Genomic DNA, 16,965 nt, shown 5'->3' with positions numbered 1-16,965 from the left:
GATTAGTCTCCCTGTTCGAAATATTTATTTATTATTTTCTCGTATTGTTTTTTGAAATTTGGATTATATTGATTACTAATATCATATTCAAATAATAAAATTTCTTTTAAACAATCTTTTAGATTAATATCTATCTCTAAGTTATTGATTTCTTCGATTATCTGTGAATTAATTTTATAATACTTATTTTCATCTAATTCATGATTTATCATTTATAAAACTCCCCATTTATCTAATAATTTGTAACATTCTAATTTATTATTTGCAGTATCAATAAAATTATTTAATCTATTAATTTCATTTTTATTTAAAGAGTTAAATCTTATGTCTTCATTTTGAATAACTGTTAAATCATATATTCTTGCAATTTTTTTATTTTTATATCTTCTTAAAACTCTTCCTCTTCTTTGTACATATTCTATAGGGTTTGTAGAACTTGACATAATAATTACTTTATTTGCTGAAGGTACATCCACACCTTCATCTAAACATTTTATAGCTACAATAACATTAATGTCTCCATCATCAAATTCTTTCAATATTTTTTCTCTTTGGGATAATCCATTATATTTCTTACTCGAGTAAGATTTTTCTTTTTCAGTAAATCTATGTCTAGTGAAGTTTTTTTCGTTAAGAATTTTTAAAACATTACTTATTTGTTTATCTGAACAAAAAACTATTAAATGATCTTTATCTTCTATTTCATCTAAAATTTTCTTAAAAATTTCATATTTATTAATCGCATTGTTTACAATTTTTTTACGTTTAATTATGAGTTTTTTAAGATTTTTTTTGTTTTGATTTTTAGAGTTAAATGAAATTAGAATAGATTTAGATAATTTAATATATTCCTCTTCTTCTTTAGGTGTTAATCTAACTTTATATGGATAATAATTATATGGTGTTAAAAAAGTTTCACCAGTTATTTCATTAATTGTTGTTAAAGCATCTTTCAATGTAAATGAGTAAATATTATTATTAAAATAATCTAATAATTTTTCTGTACCCTCATCATCCATAAACCTTGAAGGAGTAGCACTTAAACCTAATCTATAATCATATGATTCTAATAGACCATTACTTAGTACATCAGAACCAACATGATGCATTTCATCAATTATTACACATTTTTTCTTAATTTGTTTAATTAATTTAATAAATTTTTCATTAGAGAATGATTTATGAGTAGTACAAATAATGTTGGGTTTATTAAACTGTACATTTAAATTAATTCTAGTAATTAATTTAGAAAGTTCCTTATACCACTGATTATTTACGCTACCAAAAAAGTTATAACAATTTGCAAATCCTAAATTATTTATTTCATTAATCCATTGTAATGATATATGAGCTTGAGGGGATGCTATAACAGTTAAAATTTGATTATCCTTTTTTAATAATTTTTCAAGAGATTTTAATGCAGTAAACGTTTTTCCAGTACCTGTAGCCATTTCAAAGATTCCTTTGCATGAATGGTCAAACCAAAAATTTATAGCATTTTCTTGGTGTTTAAATAATTTACGTTGATCTTTATTTTTCATTTTTCTTTGATTTTTTAATTTTTTAATTAAGGTTTTTAATTCGTTAGTATTATTGGGTGCTTTTTTAATTAAACATGGTACTATCTAATAATCATGGGGATGAATTTTTCTTGTTTTCTTAAAATTTTTGATAGAATAAATTAGTTTTATTTTTTGTTGATTAAATGAGTGTTGTTATTTAATTAAAAGTAGTTATGTTCTTATATGTTTGTTTAAATTGGTGATTATTTGTTTTATTTTTTGTACTGTGTTATATGTACTGTTTTAGTTAATATCTGATATTTATCAACTTGTTTATTTGTATGGATTTTGTTCTGTTTTGTATTTCTAATTTTAAGTTTGTATAAGTCTATAAATAGTGGTAAGAGTAATATATATTATTATGAAGTCGAATAAAACTCTTACCAATAATATATTAGATTTAACTTGTCTTAAAGATATCGTTTCTGGTGATATTGATGAAATTATTTTTCCTGATTGTTTATCTCCTGATTTTTTATTAATCTTTAAAATGATGGGTTTACTTGATTTTAAGGTTACTTATGTTCTTACTGATGAAGTATGTGGTGATTGTGGTTGTAAATTACATTCTAAGGGTTATCATACTCGTAAACCTAATGGCATTCCTGTTAGTGTTAAGGATTATTCCTGTCCAGAATGTGGTAATCGTATTGTAACTAATTTTAATGAATTTATTGATAATTATTCTGTTTATACTTCTACTGTTAAAGAGTGGGGTGTTAAATTATCCGAGATTGGTGAAGAATCATATGAAAAGAAGTCTGAATTGTTTGAAGCACTTTTTGATATACATTTACCAAAATCTACGGTTTTTTATCATGAAAATAATACTGCAGATTCATACCTTGAAGAAAAAGAAAAACAGGTAGAACAACAAGTAGAAAAAGAAAATCTTAAAGATAGTGGCAAATATCACTATGATGAGCAATTTCCATCACAAAATGGAGAATATATGTCACGGTTAATGATTATTGATGCAAATACCCAATATCCTTATGAAGATTTTCTGGAATATGCAACACTATTTGACACGGAAATTATTGAAAAATATTTCCACCAAATACTGGACGACATACCACATGAAATAATGATAACCGACGGATATTCAGCTTATCCTCCTATAATAGAAGAATTTAACATGATACAACAAAGATGCGTCTTTCACATGATGTACAACGTAGGAATGGAAGTATATCCAGTTATCCGAAGAATCACACGTAAAAACAATGGAAAATACCATAAATTAGAAGAAATCAACGAAAAAATACATAAAAAACTAGAAAAATACAAACCACACATGGGACCAATAACAGATAAAAAACAGAAAAAACTACACAATGACATCAAAACACTAGAAAAAGAAATCAAAAACATAAAAAAACAAATAAAACACAACAAAAAACAGATCAAAGAACTAAACAACTACCTTGAAAGAATATCCAACATATTCAAAGCAGAAAACATAAAACTAGCAAAAGGACGCCTATCACACTTAACCAACAATATACAGTTTTTACCAGATTCAGTAGCAACTAGCATCAAAAGAATTAAAAATAACTTCAACGAACTAACACAATACCTAAACAACGAAGCAATACCAAAAACCAACAACATAATAGAATTATACTTCAAAACAACACTTCCACGTCAACTAAAAAGAAGATACAGAACAATACGAGGACTAAAGAGAAGACTTAAAAGTGCAAGAATACGATGGATCCACAGAAACGTACTACAAAACAAAAAACCCATCAACAACTTCTTCAAAATCAATCCCAAAAAACCAACATTCCCATAGATTCTGAACAGTGCCTAAACATTTTTTAGAAGCTTCAGGGATATCAAAAACTTCTAAAGAATCTTCTTTACCTTCCCAATATTTATTAAAATCATCAATATCTTCTTGCATGAATTTAAAATCTTTCCAACTTTTAAAAACTTTTAGTGATTCTATATTATTAATCCAACCATTTGCTGTTTCATTAACAGAACCATCAAATGTTATTATATTCTGATTAGAATCATATAAAATACCAATTTTAGAATGTAACATGCTTGATGAACTATAACCAGATTTTGTTTTTTTAACACCTATTTTAATATCTAATATATCATTGGCAACCATCCAACCTAATATTTTTACATGATCGTCAATAATTTTATTTTCGATATTATCTATATCTTTTAAAAATTTAGAATTAATTAAATTTTTTAAATCATCTGCATTTAAAATTGCATCCGTATCTTCGTCATTTAATGTTGAACCACATAAAAGTCGCATATGACCATTATTATCTATAAGGTTAACTATTCCTGAAGCTGCAACAGCTAAACTAGATGAACTAAAAAAACCTGTAATTCTATCATATTTTACAGATTCTGATAAAACAATATTGTAAAAATCCAATATTAAATCGTTATTAGTGGATTTATAGGTAGCTTTAATAAATTTATCGATATCAATAAAAGACATAAAATCCCTATCTTCTTTAATAATTTAAGATCTAATTAAAATAGTAAATATATTTTTCTAGAAGGTATTTCAATGAACATTATATTTTTAAAATTAAATCTTTAAATTTTTAACAGGTTATATAAAAAAATATCTTATGGTTAAAAGTTAAATTTTTGATTTAATTGATATATAAAAATTAATATTTATTTTTATTTAAAAAGTATAAATATAAAAAACAAATTATTTTCTATTGATTTAATTAGTATTTGCTAATATCTGTATTTAAGCTATTAAATACTAATGCATATAATTAGTACATTATTATCTAGATAATTAATTGTAAAATTATTGAATAAAGCATTTTAAAAGATTAATATTTAAATTAAACTATATTATATACATTTATTTTATTATATACTTTTTTGAAATTATTTTAAATATAATTATATACGATCAAGTTCATATTATTAATATTGGAAGGATTAAATATGACGTTAAATCAATGGATTAAAAAAGAGACTAAAAAGGTTTTATTAGTTGAACCAGATTTTCCTATTCCTACAAAGAGTAGAAATCATTCTAACTTTTTGCCTATAGGTTTATTAAAAATTGCTAGTTTCTTAAGGGAAAAATCTATTGATGTAAAGTTAATTCGTCATGAACATAAAGATTTAACTCAACAAACTTTATTTATAGAAGATAATGCAGATGTTGATTTTATTCCTGATTTAATTTGTATAACGTCTGTTTTTACTTATTGGTCTAGTTATGTGAAAGATGCTGTTCAGTATTATAAAAGGTTATATCCTAATGCTCCAGTTTTGGTTGGTGGAATTTATGCTTCTTTATTACGAGATCATTGTTTGGAGTATACTGGATGTGATGATGTTATTACGGGTATTATTCCTGAGGCTGAAAAATTAAGACCTGCTTATGATTTGGTTGATGTTGATTATCAAATTTTACATACTACTCGTGGTTGTATTCGTAAATGTGGTTTTTGTGGTGTTTATGTAGTGGAGCCAGATTGGTTGTATAAGAAAAGTATTAAAGATGAAATTTTTAAGAAGAAGATTGTTTTTTATGATAATAATCTTTTAGCTAATCCTTGTATTGATAATATATTGGATGAATTAATTGAATTGAAGAAAGAAAAGAAGATTTCTTATGTTGAATCTCAGAGTGGTTTTGATGGTCGTTTATTGATAGATCATCCGGAATATGCTTATAAGATGAAAGAGGCAGGTTTTAAAAATCCTAAAATTGCTTGGGATCATCATTATAGTGATGCTGAGTTTATTAAACAACAGTTGGACATATTGTTTGAAGCTGGATTTAAACCTAGAGAAATATCTGTTTTCATGATTTATAATCATGATATTGATTATAATGAAATGGAGGATAAACGAGTTAAATGTTTTGAGTGGGGTGTTCAGATAACTGATTGTCGTTTTAGACCTTTGGATAAAACAGATGATGGTTATAATCCTAGTAAGCGTAAACAAACTAATAAAGAGTATCATATTAATCCTAATTGGACTGATGAGGAAGTTCGTTCATTTAGACGTAATGTTCGTAGACATAATATTTGTATTAGGATGGATGCTGATTTTCATAGTTCTAAGTTAGAACGTAAAAAAATACCTCAAGAAAAAGCTAAAGAACTCCGTTATATGTCTTATGATGAGGTTAAAAATATTCTTGATGATGCTTGGACGCCTAGGGTTCCAAGTTACATCAATTTATAATAGGTATATTAGTAGTAGACTTTTTATCAGGAAGAATGTTAGGAGTAGTATGATTATTTTTGGTATTTCTTTTTGTTTTTCTTGTTTTTGTGTGTTCATTTTTTTTCTCCTTTTTTTGTTTTATTTGATTCTTGTGTCTGTTTTTTCGTTGTATATTAGTTGGTAGTATTGGTTTTGTGTTTGTAGTATTGTTTGTGTTATTGTTTCTTGGTTGGTTTGTGTTAGTGTTTGTTGTAGTAGTGTGAGTAGTTGTGTTGTGTATTGTATTTGTGTTTTGGTTTTTTGTTGGTTGGTGGGTGTGTTTTCTATTGTTTTGATTGTGTTTGATTCTATGTGTTCTAGTAGGTCTAGTATCATTGATTCTAGTGTTGTGTAGTTGTATAGTTTGTTTTGGTGTTGTGGGTTTTCGGTTATTGTTTTTGATAGTTGTGGTAGGTATTGTGTTCTGGTGTAGTTGATTGTTCCGTATTGTTTTATTGTGTTTGTGAAGTTGTTTGTGTTTGTGTTGTTTAGTGTTGTGATGATGTTTTGTAGTGTTTGTGTTTGTTGGGTTAGTGTGTTATTACTTTTTTGTGTTTTTTTCATATTCATGTGTTATATTTTTGTTTTGTATTGTTTATTAAGTTATTGATTTTTTTGGTTTTTGTATTACTTTTTTGTTGTTTGTTTGATATTTTGGTATTACTTTTTTTAAGAATTAGTGTAGTTTGGTTAAGTTTTTGTTTATTGGTGTGGAGGGGTGTGGGGGGTTATTTTTGTAGTATTTTTAGCATTGCGAGGTTGTATTCTAGTGATTCTGTTGTGTTTTTTATGCCTTCTAGTAGTACTTCGTCGATTTCTAGTTCTTCTAGGTATTCTATGTATCGGGTTAGTTCTTTTATGTTGAATTCCATTATGTTTTCGTGTATTGCTATTTTGATTTCTTTTTTTTCGTATTTGTCTTGGAATTCGTCTAGTTCTTTTTTTAGTCTTTCTACTTCTGATTCGCAGAATCCGAGTTCTAGGTTGAGGTTTGGGTTTTCTGGGTCGTCTAGTAGTTGTTGTTTTAGTGTTATGATTCTTTTGTTTAGGCTTTCTTGTACTTTTATTAGTTCGTTTCCTTTGTTGTATTTGTGTTCGTAGAGTTTTCTTTCGTGTATCATTTCTTCTATTTCTTTGTGCATTTGGTAGTCGTATATCATCTTCTTTTGTTTCCTTTTTTTGTGTTATTTGTTATTTTTGTTTTGTTTTTTATTTAGTTTTATTTGTCTTTTTTTTGTTTTTTGGGGGGGTTTGTGTGTGGTTTTTTTATAGTTGGGTTATGGTTTTTGTGTTTATTGGTTTTAGTATTTTGAGGTTTATGTTTATTGTTTTCCATTTTCCGTCGATGTATCCCATTTTTGCTAGTTTGTCTAGGTATGGTTTTAGTTCGTTTTTCCATAGTTGTAGTTTTTCGTGTTTTTTGCTTGTTATGGTTGTTCCGACTTTTTTGTTTACGAGTATGCTTTTTAGTATTGATTTGTATAGGTTGTTTTTCATTTTATTTTTTCATTCCTTTTATTTTTTTTGCATTTATTATTATATATTATTAAAGTATATAAAGGTTATTAAATTATTATATTATTACTTTGCAATATATTCTTATTAAAACATATGATTTTCAGCAAACATTGATACCTCTCACATAACATATAATTGTAAAACACATATTGGAGTGAAATAATTATGAATCAAAGAATAACATTATATATGGATCAATCCCATTTGGATTATCTTGATCAGTACAAGAATAAGAGTAAAATAGTAAAGGAAGCATTAAATGAATTCCGGCTAAATAAGGAATATTTACTGCATCAAAAATCTTTGATAGAAAGTGATATTAAAAAGATACAAGTTGATTTAGCTAAGGAAAAATTAAAATTAAATCGGTTAAATAAGAAACTTAAAGAAATTGATGAAATAAACAATTTCAGGCCTAAACTATATGAGGAGTGCGTGGATATTTTAAGGGCAATACCATATCCTGGTCAAAGAGATTTGGAGTTTCAGGCAAACAGGATGGATGTTGATGTTAATCAATTTAAGAAGTGGTTACATGCTGATGGTTATTATGAGGAAATTTTCTTATAATTTCCATAACATTATTCCTTCTCTTTTTTTATGGTTGGTATGATGTTCATAGAATATGGTAGGATGTAAGAGTTTATTCTAAATTTTTTCAAGAGTGAATAAATTTTTTAGGTTATATCGTCTTACAAATTGTATGATGTTATGATTATTATTTTAATAAATGGGGTGAATATTAATGTTTAAAGGTTTGAAACAGTGGTATTATGAGTATNGGGGGGGGGGGTTTGATTGAAATAATATGATAAGTGATTGAATATTAAATACAATAAACATATATTATAATAAACAATATATATAAATAATAATAAATAATATAATAATATTTAATAATATGGATAATAATATAAAATATATATATATAATCTATATGTATTATATCATATAATCATATAAATTATCATACAGTAACACACTTATAAATTAATAATTCAACATTATAACAATAATAGTCCTACAATTATCTAAACAGTCATACAATAATTCGACAATATTTAATAGTAAGTATATATAGAATCACATCTAAAGTATATATGGAAAAAATATTTAGGAGGTTATAGTATTGGATTCAAGAAAATTTAAGAAAATAAATAAAGACAATTCTCCTAAACTTAAACATAAAAAGAAGAAAACAAAAATCAATTACATTAACATAATTAAAATAATATTAATAGTACTTGTAATATTCATAGCAGGTTCAACAGTGTTAACCTGGATATATGATGCCAATGTTCCGGGTAATGCTGAGGTTGTGTATCCGACACAATTCAACTTCACACCATATGGCTATGATTTCAACAACCAACTATACGGTAATTGTATGGTCAAGGATTCAAACAATACCACAAGCTACTATTACTTTACACTAGAACAAGTTGCAGCATTAGCATACCATAGTAAGAATACATTCAACTATACTAGTGGAATATACATCAACTACACATACGATGAAAAAAGTAACGTTAAAGTAGTGGACAAAATGGTGGACAAGGACAAAAAAATAATAAGATTACCAAACAATTACGACCTCGAATCATTCAAACAAAACTCAAGATTCATAGGAAGAGAATCACAGTACTGTACAGATGACTTCGGATTCTCACCAAAAGAATATGCAGACAGCACCTTCCAAAAATAGAAGAGGAAGATACTCAAAGCATACACTCCCCTATCACCACCCCATTTAATAAACACATTATGCTCATATTTTAGTATAATTTATCGCCACTATACAGGTTTTCCTCAGTGTAAATTCTGATTAAAGTATCAACATTATCCTCATACATTAACCTGTAACCTATAGCTCCACCCTCCGGTGTTTTAACATTATTTAAAGATTTATTACTATCTTCACCACTATTATTTATAATATACCACATACCATGAGGAGTGTAAATAAACAGACAACCACTACCATCCTCACGTCCATTCTTAAAACTGTCATCCGGATCATAAATCTTTGTTGAATGAACAGCCAACCTGCTCAAGTCCTGTTCCGGCTGAGTACCACCCCTGGTAAACAGTACTTCTAGCCATGTGATTGCCTGGTCCTTAAGTTCACGTTTTCTAGTAACATCACTGAAGGCATCTTCTATCTTCTCACGTCTTTTAGCAAGAGTATTGGTTATGCCAAGTATTTCCTCAACCTTAGCCACATCCTCCTCCAGGCAACGATAACCTTCAGGTCTTCCAGTAACTTTAATTATACCATCAGCATAATCCTTTCTTCTGAAATCCCTCATATACTTTTTAACCTTATTAAAGTCTTCATCAGGAATTCTCTGATTCAAACCATAAAGGTAACCGTACTCATTTGCATCATAGCATTTAGTTTCCATTCTTAATTCTTTTTCTGTATTCATATTATCAAATATCTCCTTAAATAGTATATCTGTTATAATTATTATTTGATAATATCCCTACTAATTACTGTTATATTCTTTGTTATCTAGAACTAACATTAACTATTTATATTAACATAATCCTATAATCATGTATTATAGTATAAAAAAAATAAATGAAATATAAATAAAAATAATAATATCCAGAGGGGGGGAGTGATAATATATGCATTACACGGGAAACATATACAGACCACCATTAGAAGCAAACACGCCACTACTAGAAGTAACCATTGGCTGCTCATGGAACAAATGCTCCTTCTGCACAATGTATGCAAACACAAAATTCGAAGCATCACCAATAAATCATATAAGAGAAGATGTAAAGGAAATAAAACAGGCCTACGGAGAAAATACTAGAAAACTCTTCATAGTAAACGGTGACGCATTCACATTACCAACACAATCATTGCTTAAAATAGGAGAAATAATACATGAACACTTACCAAAAGTAGAAACAATATCATGCTATGCATCCATCAGAAACATAAAAACAAAATCATTACAAGACTTAGAAAAACTACGAAACACTGGTTATAATAACTTTTACATAGGACTAGAATCAGCAAACGATTATGCACTAGAATTAATGAACAAGGGATACACACAGGAAGAAGAATATGAAAACCTTGAAAAACTAGAAAAGGCAGGCATAGACTATAATGCCATAATAATGTACGGCGTCACAGGGAAGGGAAGAAGTGATGAACACATCAACGATACAGTGAAACTATTAAACAGGTACAAGCCAAGGATAATTCTGTCAATGTCAACAAGCGTACAAACCGGCACACGCCTAGAAGAATACAGGAAAGAAGGTCGATTCATAGACTTAACAGAAAGAGAACTAATATGTGAAGAAAGAAGTTTCATAGAAAAATTATCTATGGATGATGACTGTTACTACTTTGGCAGTCACCCATATAATCTCTTAAGACTAAGCAATTACTTCGAAAATAAGGAAGAAATGTTAGAATATATTGACAATGCAGTCAATAAGATTGATAGAAATGAGCCCGGTTTACTGGATAAGGTTCTGAACAGGGGATCATTATAAGAATATATATGGAGGGTTTATTATTGCATATGACAGGTCAGGTTAACAGGCCACCAACAGAAGCAGATGTACCATTACTGGAGGTAACATATGGATGTTCATGGAATAAATGCACATTCTGTACAATGTACCATAAGACAGAGTTTGGAGCATCACCACTATGTGACATAGAAGAGGATTTAAGGGAATTAAAACAGAAGTACCCCGATGGGATAAAAAGAATCTTCATAATTAATGGTGATTCATTCAGATTACCATACACTAAATTAGTCAGGATAGGTGAACTAATACGGGAGTATTTTCCGGAAATAGAATGCATATCCTGTTATGCTTCAATACTAGGTTTAAAGTATAAAACACTTAGTCAACTGGAAGAGTTAAGAAATCTTAACTTTAATGATCTTTACATTGGTATTGAAAGTGCCAGTGATTATGTGTTGGAGTTAATGAATAATGGGTATACTAGTGAGGATGTTTATGAATGCCTTAAGAAGTTACAGGGAGTGAATATGAGGTATAATGCTTTAATTATGTTGGGTGCTGGTGGTGTTGAGCATTCTGAGGAACATGTTCAGAAGACGATAAAGTTGCTTAATACTTTTAAGCCTCATATTTTTTCTCCTTTGTCTACTACTGTTGATGAGGGTTCGTTATTGTATGATTATGTGGAAAGTGGTAGGTTTAATATGTTAACTGAGAGGCAGATGGTTGAAGAGGAATTGTGTTTCTTGGAGAATGTTGATTTTGATGATGATTATTATTTCTTTGGTAATCATATGTATAATCTTATTCCTGCTAGTGGTTATTTTAGGCATAAGGATTTTATTATTGATTTTATAAGGGAGGAGGTTGATCGTTTGGATTGTGAGAAGCCTGGTTTGTTGGATAGTAAGTTTAATACTTTTCTTAAGAAGTATGGTGGTTTTTTAATGCTTTAGTTTCTTCCTTTTTTTGTTATTTTTATTATTTATTTTTTTATGAATATTTTTTCAAGTATTTTTTATTATTTTGTTATTAATCTTTATATGTGTTGAGTGTTAAACAATATATTATACCCACAGGGGTATGAGTATTTCATAGATTTTCATATTAAATCACAAAAAATTTTATTCAAAAACAAAGGAAAAAAATATAATTAGACACAATAAAAGTCTAATTTATTCACTTTTTTATAAAATAATATACAAATTTAGGGGAAATAAAAAAATGGATAAAATATTCTACACAAGAACAAGATGGATAGACATACTATCAAAAACAATAAAAAACATCAAAAACCACTAAAAAACAACAACCACTATTTTTAATAAAACCATGTTTCATAAGGAAAACAAATCCCCAAAAAAAAGGATAATTATTAAAACTAAATTATTTTTATCTAAAAAAAAATATAAACATATAAAAACACTAAAATAAACAAAGATATAAATAATATCAATGCTGTCAAGTTAAGGTTTTTCTAACATAATTTTCTTTTATTTTTATATTATAACTTATTTTTACTTTAAATTTACTTAATTCTATTTATTATTTAATTATATTAAATATTATAAGTATCTATTTGTCTATACTAGTTTTTAAGTATTAATTATAGTTATTTTTATATATTATGAACTATATAATATTGTTTAATTAATTTACACATGATTTATTTTTATTTTTTATTATTAATTTATGTGGATTTGATTGATAGTATTTTGGTGTTTTTAATGTCTTTAGGTAATGTTTTATTAGATAGTATGGGAAATTTTAATAGTTATGTTTGTGATAAATATATTTTAGTTGATAATAAACTTCGTAATCGTAAGTTGCCTCCGGAATGTATTATGAAGTATATTCTTTGGAATCGTGGCCGTACGACTGCTTTGGAAGCTTTGTATTTTATGGAGGAATATTGGGGTGAATTGGATATGGATGTTTCTAAGCAAGCTATTTCTCAAAGGAGGATGATTATTAATCCTCAAGCATATATTGATATTAATGATGAGTTAATACGGGAAATTTATAGGAGACCTGAAGAGTTGAAAACTTTCAAAGGTTTTTATTTAACTGCTGGTGATGGTTCGATATTTGATTTACCTAATTATCCTACTGTTCGTGAAGATTTTGATATTGAAGATAATAATCATTCCCACCATACTTCTACAGCTAGGGTTTCCACTATGGTTGATGTACTTAATGAATTTATCATTAGTTCTGCTATTAGTAACAGAAAATATGGTGAAGTTAAGCATGCTATTAACCATTTGGAAGATGCTAAAGATAAAATAGATCTTAAGAAGACAATAACAATATATGATAGAGGATATCCTTCCAAAGATTTAATTTTAAAAACAATGGATTTAAACTCATTTTTTATAATACGTCTTAAAAAAGACACATTCATAGAACAAAGAGAAAATATAACTACTGATGATGAAATAATAGAAGTACCAATTGATAAAGATTACCTGAGAAGAATATCAGATAATGAAATAAAAGAATTAGCAAAAAAGCAAGATAAAATAAAAATACGAATAATAACCATCCCCTTATCATCTGGAGAAATAGAAACCCTTGCAACAAATGTTTTTGATAAAACAATTACAATAGATGACTTTAAAATGATATACAACAAAAGATGGGGAATTGAAACCAGTWAWNGRSAAACTAAAAAACAAACTACAAACTGAAAACTTCAGCGGAAGAAGAAAAATCATAATAGAACAAGACTTCTACTCAGATATATACGTATTCAACATAGCAACAATAGTAAAACATGATGTAAACCAAGAAATAGAACAAAAACGAAGAAACAATAAAAAATACAAATACAAGGACTACCAAGCAAACTTCAACATCGCAGTAGGACTGGTAAAAAAAGAATTACTAAACCTCATAAACACTGATAAAGAAAAACAACAACAAACAATAACAAAAATAATCAAAATACTACAAAAACACCTAATACCCATAAAAAAAGAAATCAAATCAACCAACAGAGAACCAGTAGATTACGGACACAAATTCTCAGACAACAATAAAAGATCATTTTAAAAAAAAACACGAGACAAAAAAAATTTCACACAAAAACTATCTTAACTTGACAGCATTGAAATAATATACAAAAATCATAAACACTTTCAAATAAAAAAAAAATTAAAGGAAGAACATGTATTATGAGAAACACAATATTAAGTGATGAAATAATAGATAAATTATGCATAACAGCACACAAAAAAGCAAAAGAAATGAAAATAGACATCAGTTTCGCAATATATGATGAAAATGGATTACCACTTCTTTTCAGACGTTATGGTGAAGCACCAGTAATCAGTACCAAACTAGTCCCAGGAAAAGCCTATACATCAAGTGTCATGTTTATGCCAACACAAAAACTAGCAAAACTATGCACCGATGGAGGACCATTAATGGGATTGGAAAACAAGGATCCAAAAATAACATTAATATCTGGAGGTTATCCATTATTTGTAGAAGAAAAATGTGTAGGTGGAATAGGAGTTGGTGGCGGAAGAAACAATGAAGATAATATCATCGCAGAACATGTAATCAAAGTTTTCAATGAAGAAATATATAAAACGGGAGAAAAATAAAACTAAAACAATTCATTCCACAAAAATATTTTTTTTCATATCCCTCTAAATGAGAAAATATTATTCTATAATAAGATTTGTAGTAAGGATTAAAAGAGTGATTCGAGTTAATAAATATAAATCAATATGATGTAAGAAAAAAATTATTGGTTATTGTTGGGTGGTCATTGCATAGTTTGTTAGTGAGTATCTCTGGAATTTGTATCCTAGTGTTTTGCTCAGGTATAGTAGTTGTGTTATTTGTTTGGTGTTTGGCACGTTCTTGAATGTTATTTCTATCTTGTTGTTGTGGCTTGTTATTAGTGCGTCTTCTTGTTTTAGTTCCAGGTATTCTATGATTTGTTTGTCTAGTTGGCTGGTTGTTTGTGAGTATTTTGTCCAGTAATCCTGTGTTTTGTTTATGGTTTCTCTTATTTTGGATAGTTTGGGTTTAATCATATTTTTTTCACACACTTTGTTTTTTGTATTTTATAGTTTTATTTTGTGTTATTTAAGTATTATTTCCTAGCTCTTGATAAGTATTCTTTTATTGTTGTCCTGTCTTCTTTTCTTGTTTGCTTGTTTTATTTTTGTTTATTTCATTATTAATGTTGTATTAATTTTTATTGTTTTATTATTATTGGTGTTGTATATAGGGTGTGTTCTTGTATAATCTAATAGGGATTTGTCTGATCTAATTTGTTTATTAAAGAATTTTAAATAATTTAAAAAGGGTAATGGTATAATTATATATAATAGTTTTAATAAAATTAGTAGTATACCTTTAGGGGTATAAAAATTATTTTTCATATTATCGCTTTTAATTAACATATAATAAAGGGGAACATTAAATTAAAATTAAATTAATTTAATGATTTTAATCTTTTTTTTTTGAACTGAGTGTTAGCATAAATTCGTTTTTGTAATACTTTTTATGTGGATGAAACTTTTTTTTTTAGTATGATTGTTAAGTATGTATAGGAATATGAAATATATTACTTATCAAGACCCCCCCCTGATTACTTATCAAGACCCCCCCCCCTGATTACTTACCAAGACCCCCTTGATTACTTACCAGCTGCTCTTGGATTAAACTTATATACCTTTTATTCTATAATTTATATTATCGAGTCATAGAATTGTTATTTATAAAATTCTTTTCTTGATTTTTCGGTTTTAAAGTTAATGGAGTGAAATAAGCAGTATTAAATATTATGATAGATGAAAATTGTATATATTTAACTCAAAGTACTCTTATTAGAGGTCTTTCTAAGAAACAATTCAATGTTTTAGTGGATATTTCATTGAAATTGAATAAATTAAGAAATAGTGCTATAAAAACTACTAAATTAGACAAATGTGTTGATGATAAACATTTTAAACAGTTGAATTTCAAATCAATAATCACTAAAGTTAAAACTGAATTCAGTAAAGATTATTCACTTATTCAAGCTCATATAGCAAATAATGTTATTAAAAAGCATGTTGAATCTTTTAATTCTTATGTGGCATTAACAAATAAAAGCATAGATAATGAATATAAACGACCATTAAATAAACCTAAAACCAGAGATAATCGTTTACATAATATTATAATACCGCGGGAGTCAATAACTTCTTCCAAGAAAAAATTGGCACAGGGTTACATTGAATTACCTTTAAGCAGAGAATATAAAAAAGAGTTAAAATCCAAAGATTGCAGACCACGTATTAGAATTCCTGAAAATATACGTGATAAAAAGATTATACAAGTAGAAATTATACCATTAAAGAATGGACAAATGTTTAAAGCCAATTTCACATACCAAATGAAAAAAGAGTCCCTAAATTTAGATGAAAGTAAAATGATGGGTATTGATTTGGGTGTTAATAATTTTGCAAGTATTGTTACAAGTGAAGGGACCCCATATCTTGTGGGCGGGCGATTTTTAAAAAATCAAATAGCCTTCAAATGCAAAAAAACAGCACAATATCAATCAATACTAAACAAACAGGGACTAAAAACATCCAAACGATTACAAAAATTCAACACCAAATTTAAAGCAATACAAAACAACTTCCTAGATCACACAACCAAATTCATAATAGAAACATGCAAAAAACAAGACATAGGAACCATAATACTCGGATACAACAAAAACTTCCAATACGAAACAGATATGGGAAAAAAACAAAATCAAATATTCACACAAATAGCTTTCAAAAAATTCATAAACAAACTAGAAACACAATGCCAAAAATACGACATCAAACTAATTATTACCGAAGAATCCTACACAAGCAAAAGCAGTTTCCTAGACAACGACATACTACCAACCTACAAAACAAACGAAGAAGAAGATGAATATGAATTTAAAGGAAAACGAATAAAAAGAGGACTCTATAAAACAAGCACCGGAATATTAATAAATGCAGATATCAATGCAGCATGTAATATCATTCGTAAAAGTAAGCAGAACTTCCCCAAGGAACGACTGTATAAGTGGGCACGGACTGCCCCCGGGAAAATCAAAAAAATACAAGACTATTTTCAAAAATAAACAATAAAAGAAAAGGGTATTGTT

Annotated in this window: 17 protein-coding genes; 9 read left to right on the top strand and 8 right to left on the bottom strand. The window is 27.6% G+C overall.

Annotated elements, in window-relative coordinates:
• Positions 1–2: 2 nt before the first annotated feature.
• Positions 3–212 (bottom strand): hypothetical protein, encoded by a 210-nt coding sequence (locus tag PXD04_RS17415; protein WP_323736085.1) that lies wholly within the window; start codon positions 210–212, stop codon positions 3–5.
• Entirely contained in the window at positions 213–1,541 is a 1,329-nt protein-coding gene (locus PXD04_RS17410; protein WP_323736084.1) for a DEAD/DEAH box helicase family protein, read from the bottom strand. It lies immediately after the preceding gene.
• A 382-nt stretch (positions 1,542–1,923) separates the two neighbouring features.
• Here PXD04_RS17410 and PXD04_RS17405 point away from each other — a divergent pair, with 382 nt between their 5' ends.
• On the top strand, positions 1,924–3,360 hold the full coding sequence (locus PXD04_RS17405; protein ID WP_323735625.1) for a hypothetical protein: 1,437 nt from the start codon (positions 1,924–1,926) through the stop codon (positions 3,358–3,360).
• Here PXD04_RS17405 and PXD04_RS17400 read toward each other — a convergent pair.
• Complete coding sequence (locus tag PXD04_RS17400) at positions 3,295–4,035, bottom strand: hypothetical protein (RefSeq protein WP_323736083.1); 741 nt, start codon at positions 4,033–4,035, stop codon at positions 3,295–3,297. The genes PXD04_RS17405 and PXD04_RS17400 overlap by 66 nt on opposite strands.
• Before the next feature lie 470 nt (positions 4,036–4,505).
• On the opposite strand from PXD04_RS17400, the gene PXD04_RS17395 reads away from it, so the two are divergent.
• The gene (locus PXD04_RS17395) at positions 4,506–5,765 is read left to right on the top strand and encodes a cobalamin-dependent protein (protein ID WP_323736082.1); all 1,260 of its coding nucleotides are present in this window, start codon (positions 4,506–4,508) and stop codon (positions 5,763–5,765) included.
• Between the two features lie 120 nt (positions 5,766–5,885).
• On the opposite strand, the gene PXD04_RS17390 is transcribed toward PXD04_RS17395, so the two are convergent.
• The 3 genes from PXD04_RS17390 to PXD04_RS17380 form a co-directional block, all read right to left on the bottom strand.
• Positions 5,886–6,356 carry a hypothetical protein gene (locus tag PXD04_RS17390; RefSeq protein ID WP_323736081.1) on the bottom strand — a complete coding sequence of 157 codons (471 nt, stop codon included), beginning with the start codon at positions 6,354–6,356 and terminating at the stop codon, positions 5,886–5,888.
• A 158-nt stretch (positions 6,357–6,514) separates the two neighbouring features.
• Entirely contained in the window at positions 6,515–6,946 is a 432-nt protein-coding gene (locus PXD04_RS17385) for a hypothetical protein (protein ID WP_323736080.1), read from the bottom strand.
• 106 nt (positions 6,947–7,052) lie between these two features.
• Positions 7,053–7,283: a hypothetical protein gene (locus PXD04_RS17380; protein ID WP_323736079.1), complete on the bottom strand. Its 231-nt coding sequence runs from the start codon at positions 7,281–7,283 to the stop codon at positions 7,053–7,055.
• 186 nt (positions 7,284–7,469) lie between these two features.
• Between PXD04_RS17380 and PXD04_RS17375 the strand changes: the two genes are divergently transcribed.
• Both PXD04_RS17375 and PXD04_RS17370 read left to right on the top strand, forming a co-directional pair.
• Positions 7,470–7,874, top strand: coding sequence for a hypothetical protein (locus PXD04_RS17375; RefSeq protein WP_323736078.1), 405 nt, complete (start codon positions 7,470–7,472; stop codon positions 7,872–7,874).
• Between the two features lie 559 nt (positions 7,875–8,433).
• Positions 8,434–9,009, top strand: coding sequence for a hypothetical protein (locus PXD04_RS17370; protein WP_323736077.1), 576 nt, complete (start codon positions 8,434–8,436; stop codon positions 9,007–9,009).
• Between the two features lie 70 nt (positions 9,010–9,079).
• Here the strand turns inward: PXD04_RS17370 and PXD04_RS17365 are convergent, their stop codons facing one another.
• Positions 9,080–9,733, bottom strand: coding sequence for a hypothetical protein (locus PXD04_RS17365; RefSeq protein ID WP_323736076.1), 654 nt, complete (start codon positions 9,731–9,733; stop codon positions 9,080–9,082).
• 205 nt (positions 9,734–9,938) lie between these two features.
• On the opposite strand from PXD04_RS17365, the gene PXD04_RS17360 reads away from it, so the two are divergent.
• From PXD04_RS17360 to PXD04_RS17345, 4 genes are all read left to right on the top strand, one after another.
• Positions 9,939–10,829, top strand: coding sequence for a radical SAM protein (locus PXD04_RS17360; RefSeq protein ID WP_323736075.1), 891 nt, complete (start codon positions 9,939–9,941; stop codon positions 10,827–10,829).
• A gap of 29 nt (positions 10,830–10,858) precedes the next feature.
• Positions 10,859–11,767 carry a radical SAM protein gene (locus PXD04_RS17355; protein ID WP_323736074.1) on the top strand — a complete coding sequence of 303 codons (909 nt, stop codon included), beginning with the start codon at positions 10,859–10,861 and terminating at the stop codon, positions 11,765–11,767.
• Between the two features lie 771 nt (positions 11,768–12,538).
• Positions 12,539–13,501, top strand: a complete 963-nt coding sequence (locus tag PXD04_RS17350; protein ID WP_323736073.1) for a transposase — start codon at positions 12,539–12,541, stop codon at positions 13,499–13,501.
• A gap of 486 nt (positions 13,502–13,987) precedes the next feature.
• The gene (locus tag PXD04_RS17345) at positions 13,988–14,422 is read left to right on the top strand and encodes a GlcG/HbpS family heme-binding protein (protein WP_323736072.1); all 435 of its coding nucleotides are present in this window, start codon (positions 13,988–13,990) and stop codon (positions 14,420–14,422) included.
• Between the two features lie 150 nt (positions 14,423–14,572).
• Here the strand turns inward: PXD04_RS17345 and PXD04_RS17340 are convergent, their stop codons facing one another.
• Complete coding sequence (locus PXD04_RS17340; protein WP_323736071.1) at positions 14,573–14,860, bottom strand: hypothetical protein; 288 nt, start codon at positions 14,858–14,860, stop codon at positions 14,573–14,575.
• Positions 14,861–15,615: 755 nt separating this feature from the next.
• Between PXD04_RS17340 and PXD04_RS17335 the strand changes: the two genes are divergently transcribed.
• Positions 15,616–16,941 carry a transposase gene (locus PXD04_RS17335; protein WP_323736070.1) on the top strand — a complete coding sequence of 442 codons (1,326 nt, stop codon included), beginning with the start codon at positions 15,616–15,618 and terminating at the stop codon, positions 16,939–16,941.
• Positions 16,942–16,965 lie beyond the last annotated feature (24 nt).

The sequence above is a fragment of the Methanosphaera sp. ISO3-F5 genome, from assembly GCF_034480035.2.
Lineage (GTDB): Archaea > Methanobacteriota > Methanobacteria > Methanobacteriales > Methanobacteriaceae > Methanosphaera.
This window is presented reverse-complemented; position numbering and strand designations above follow the sequence as displayed.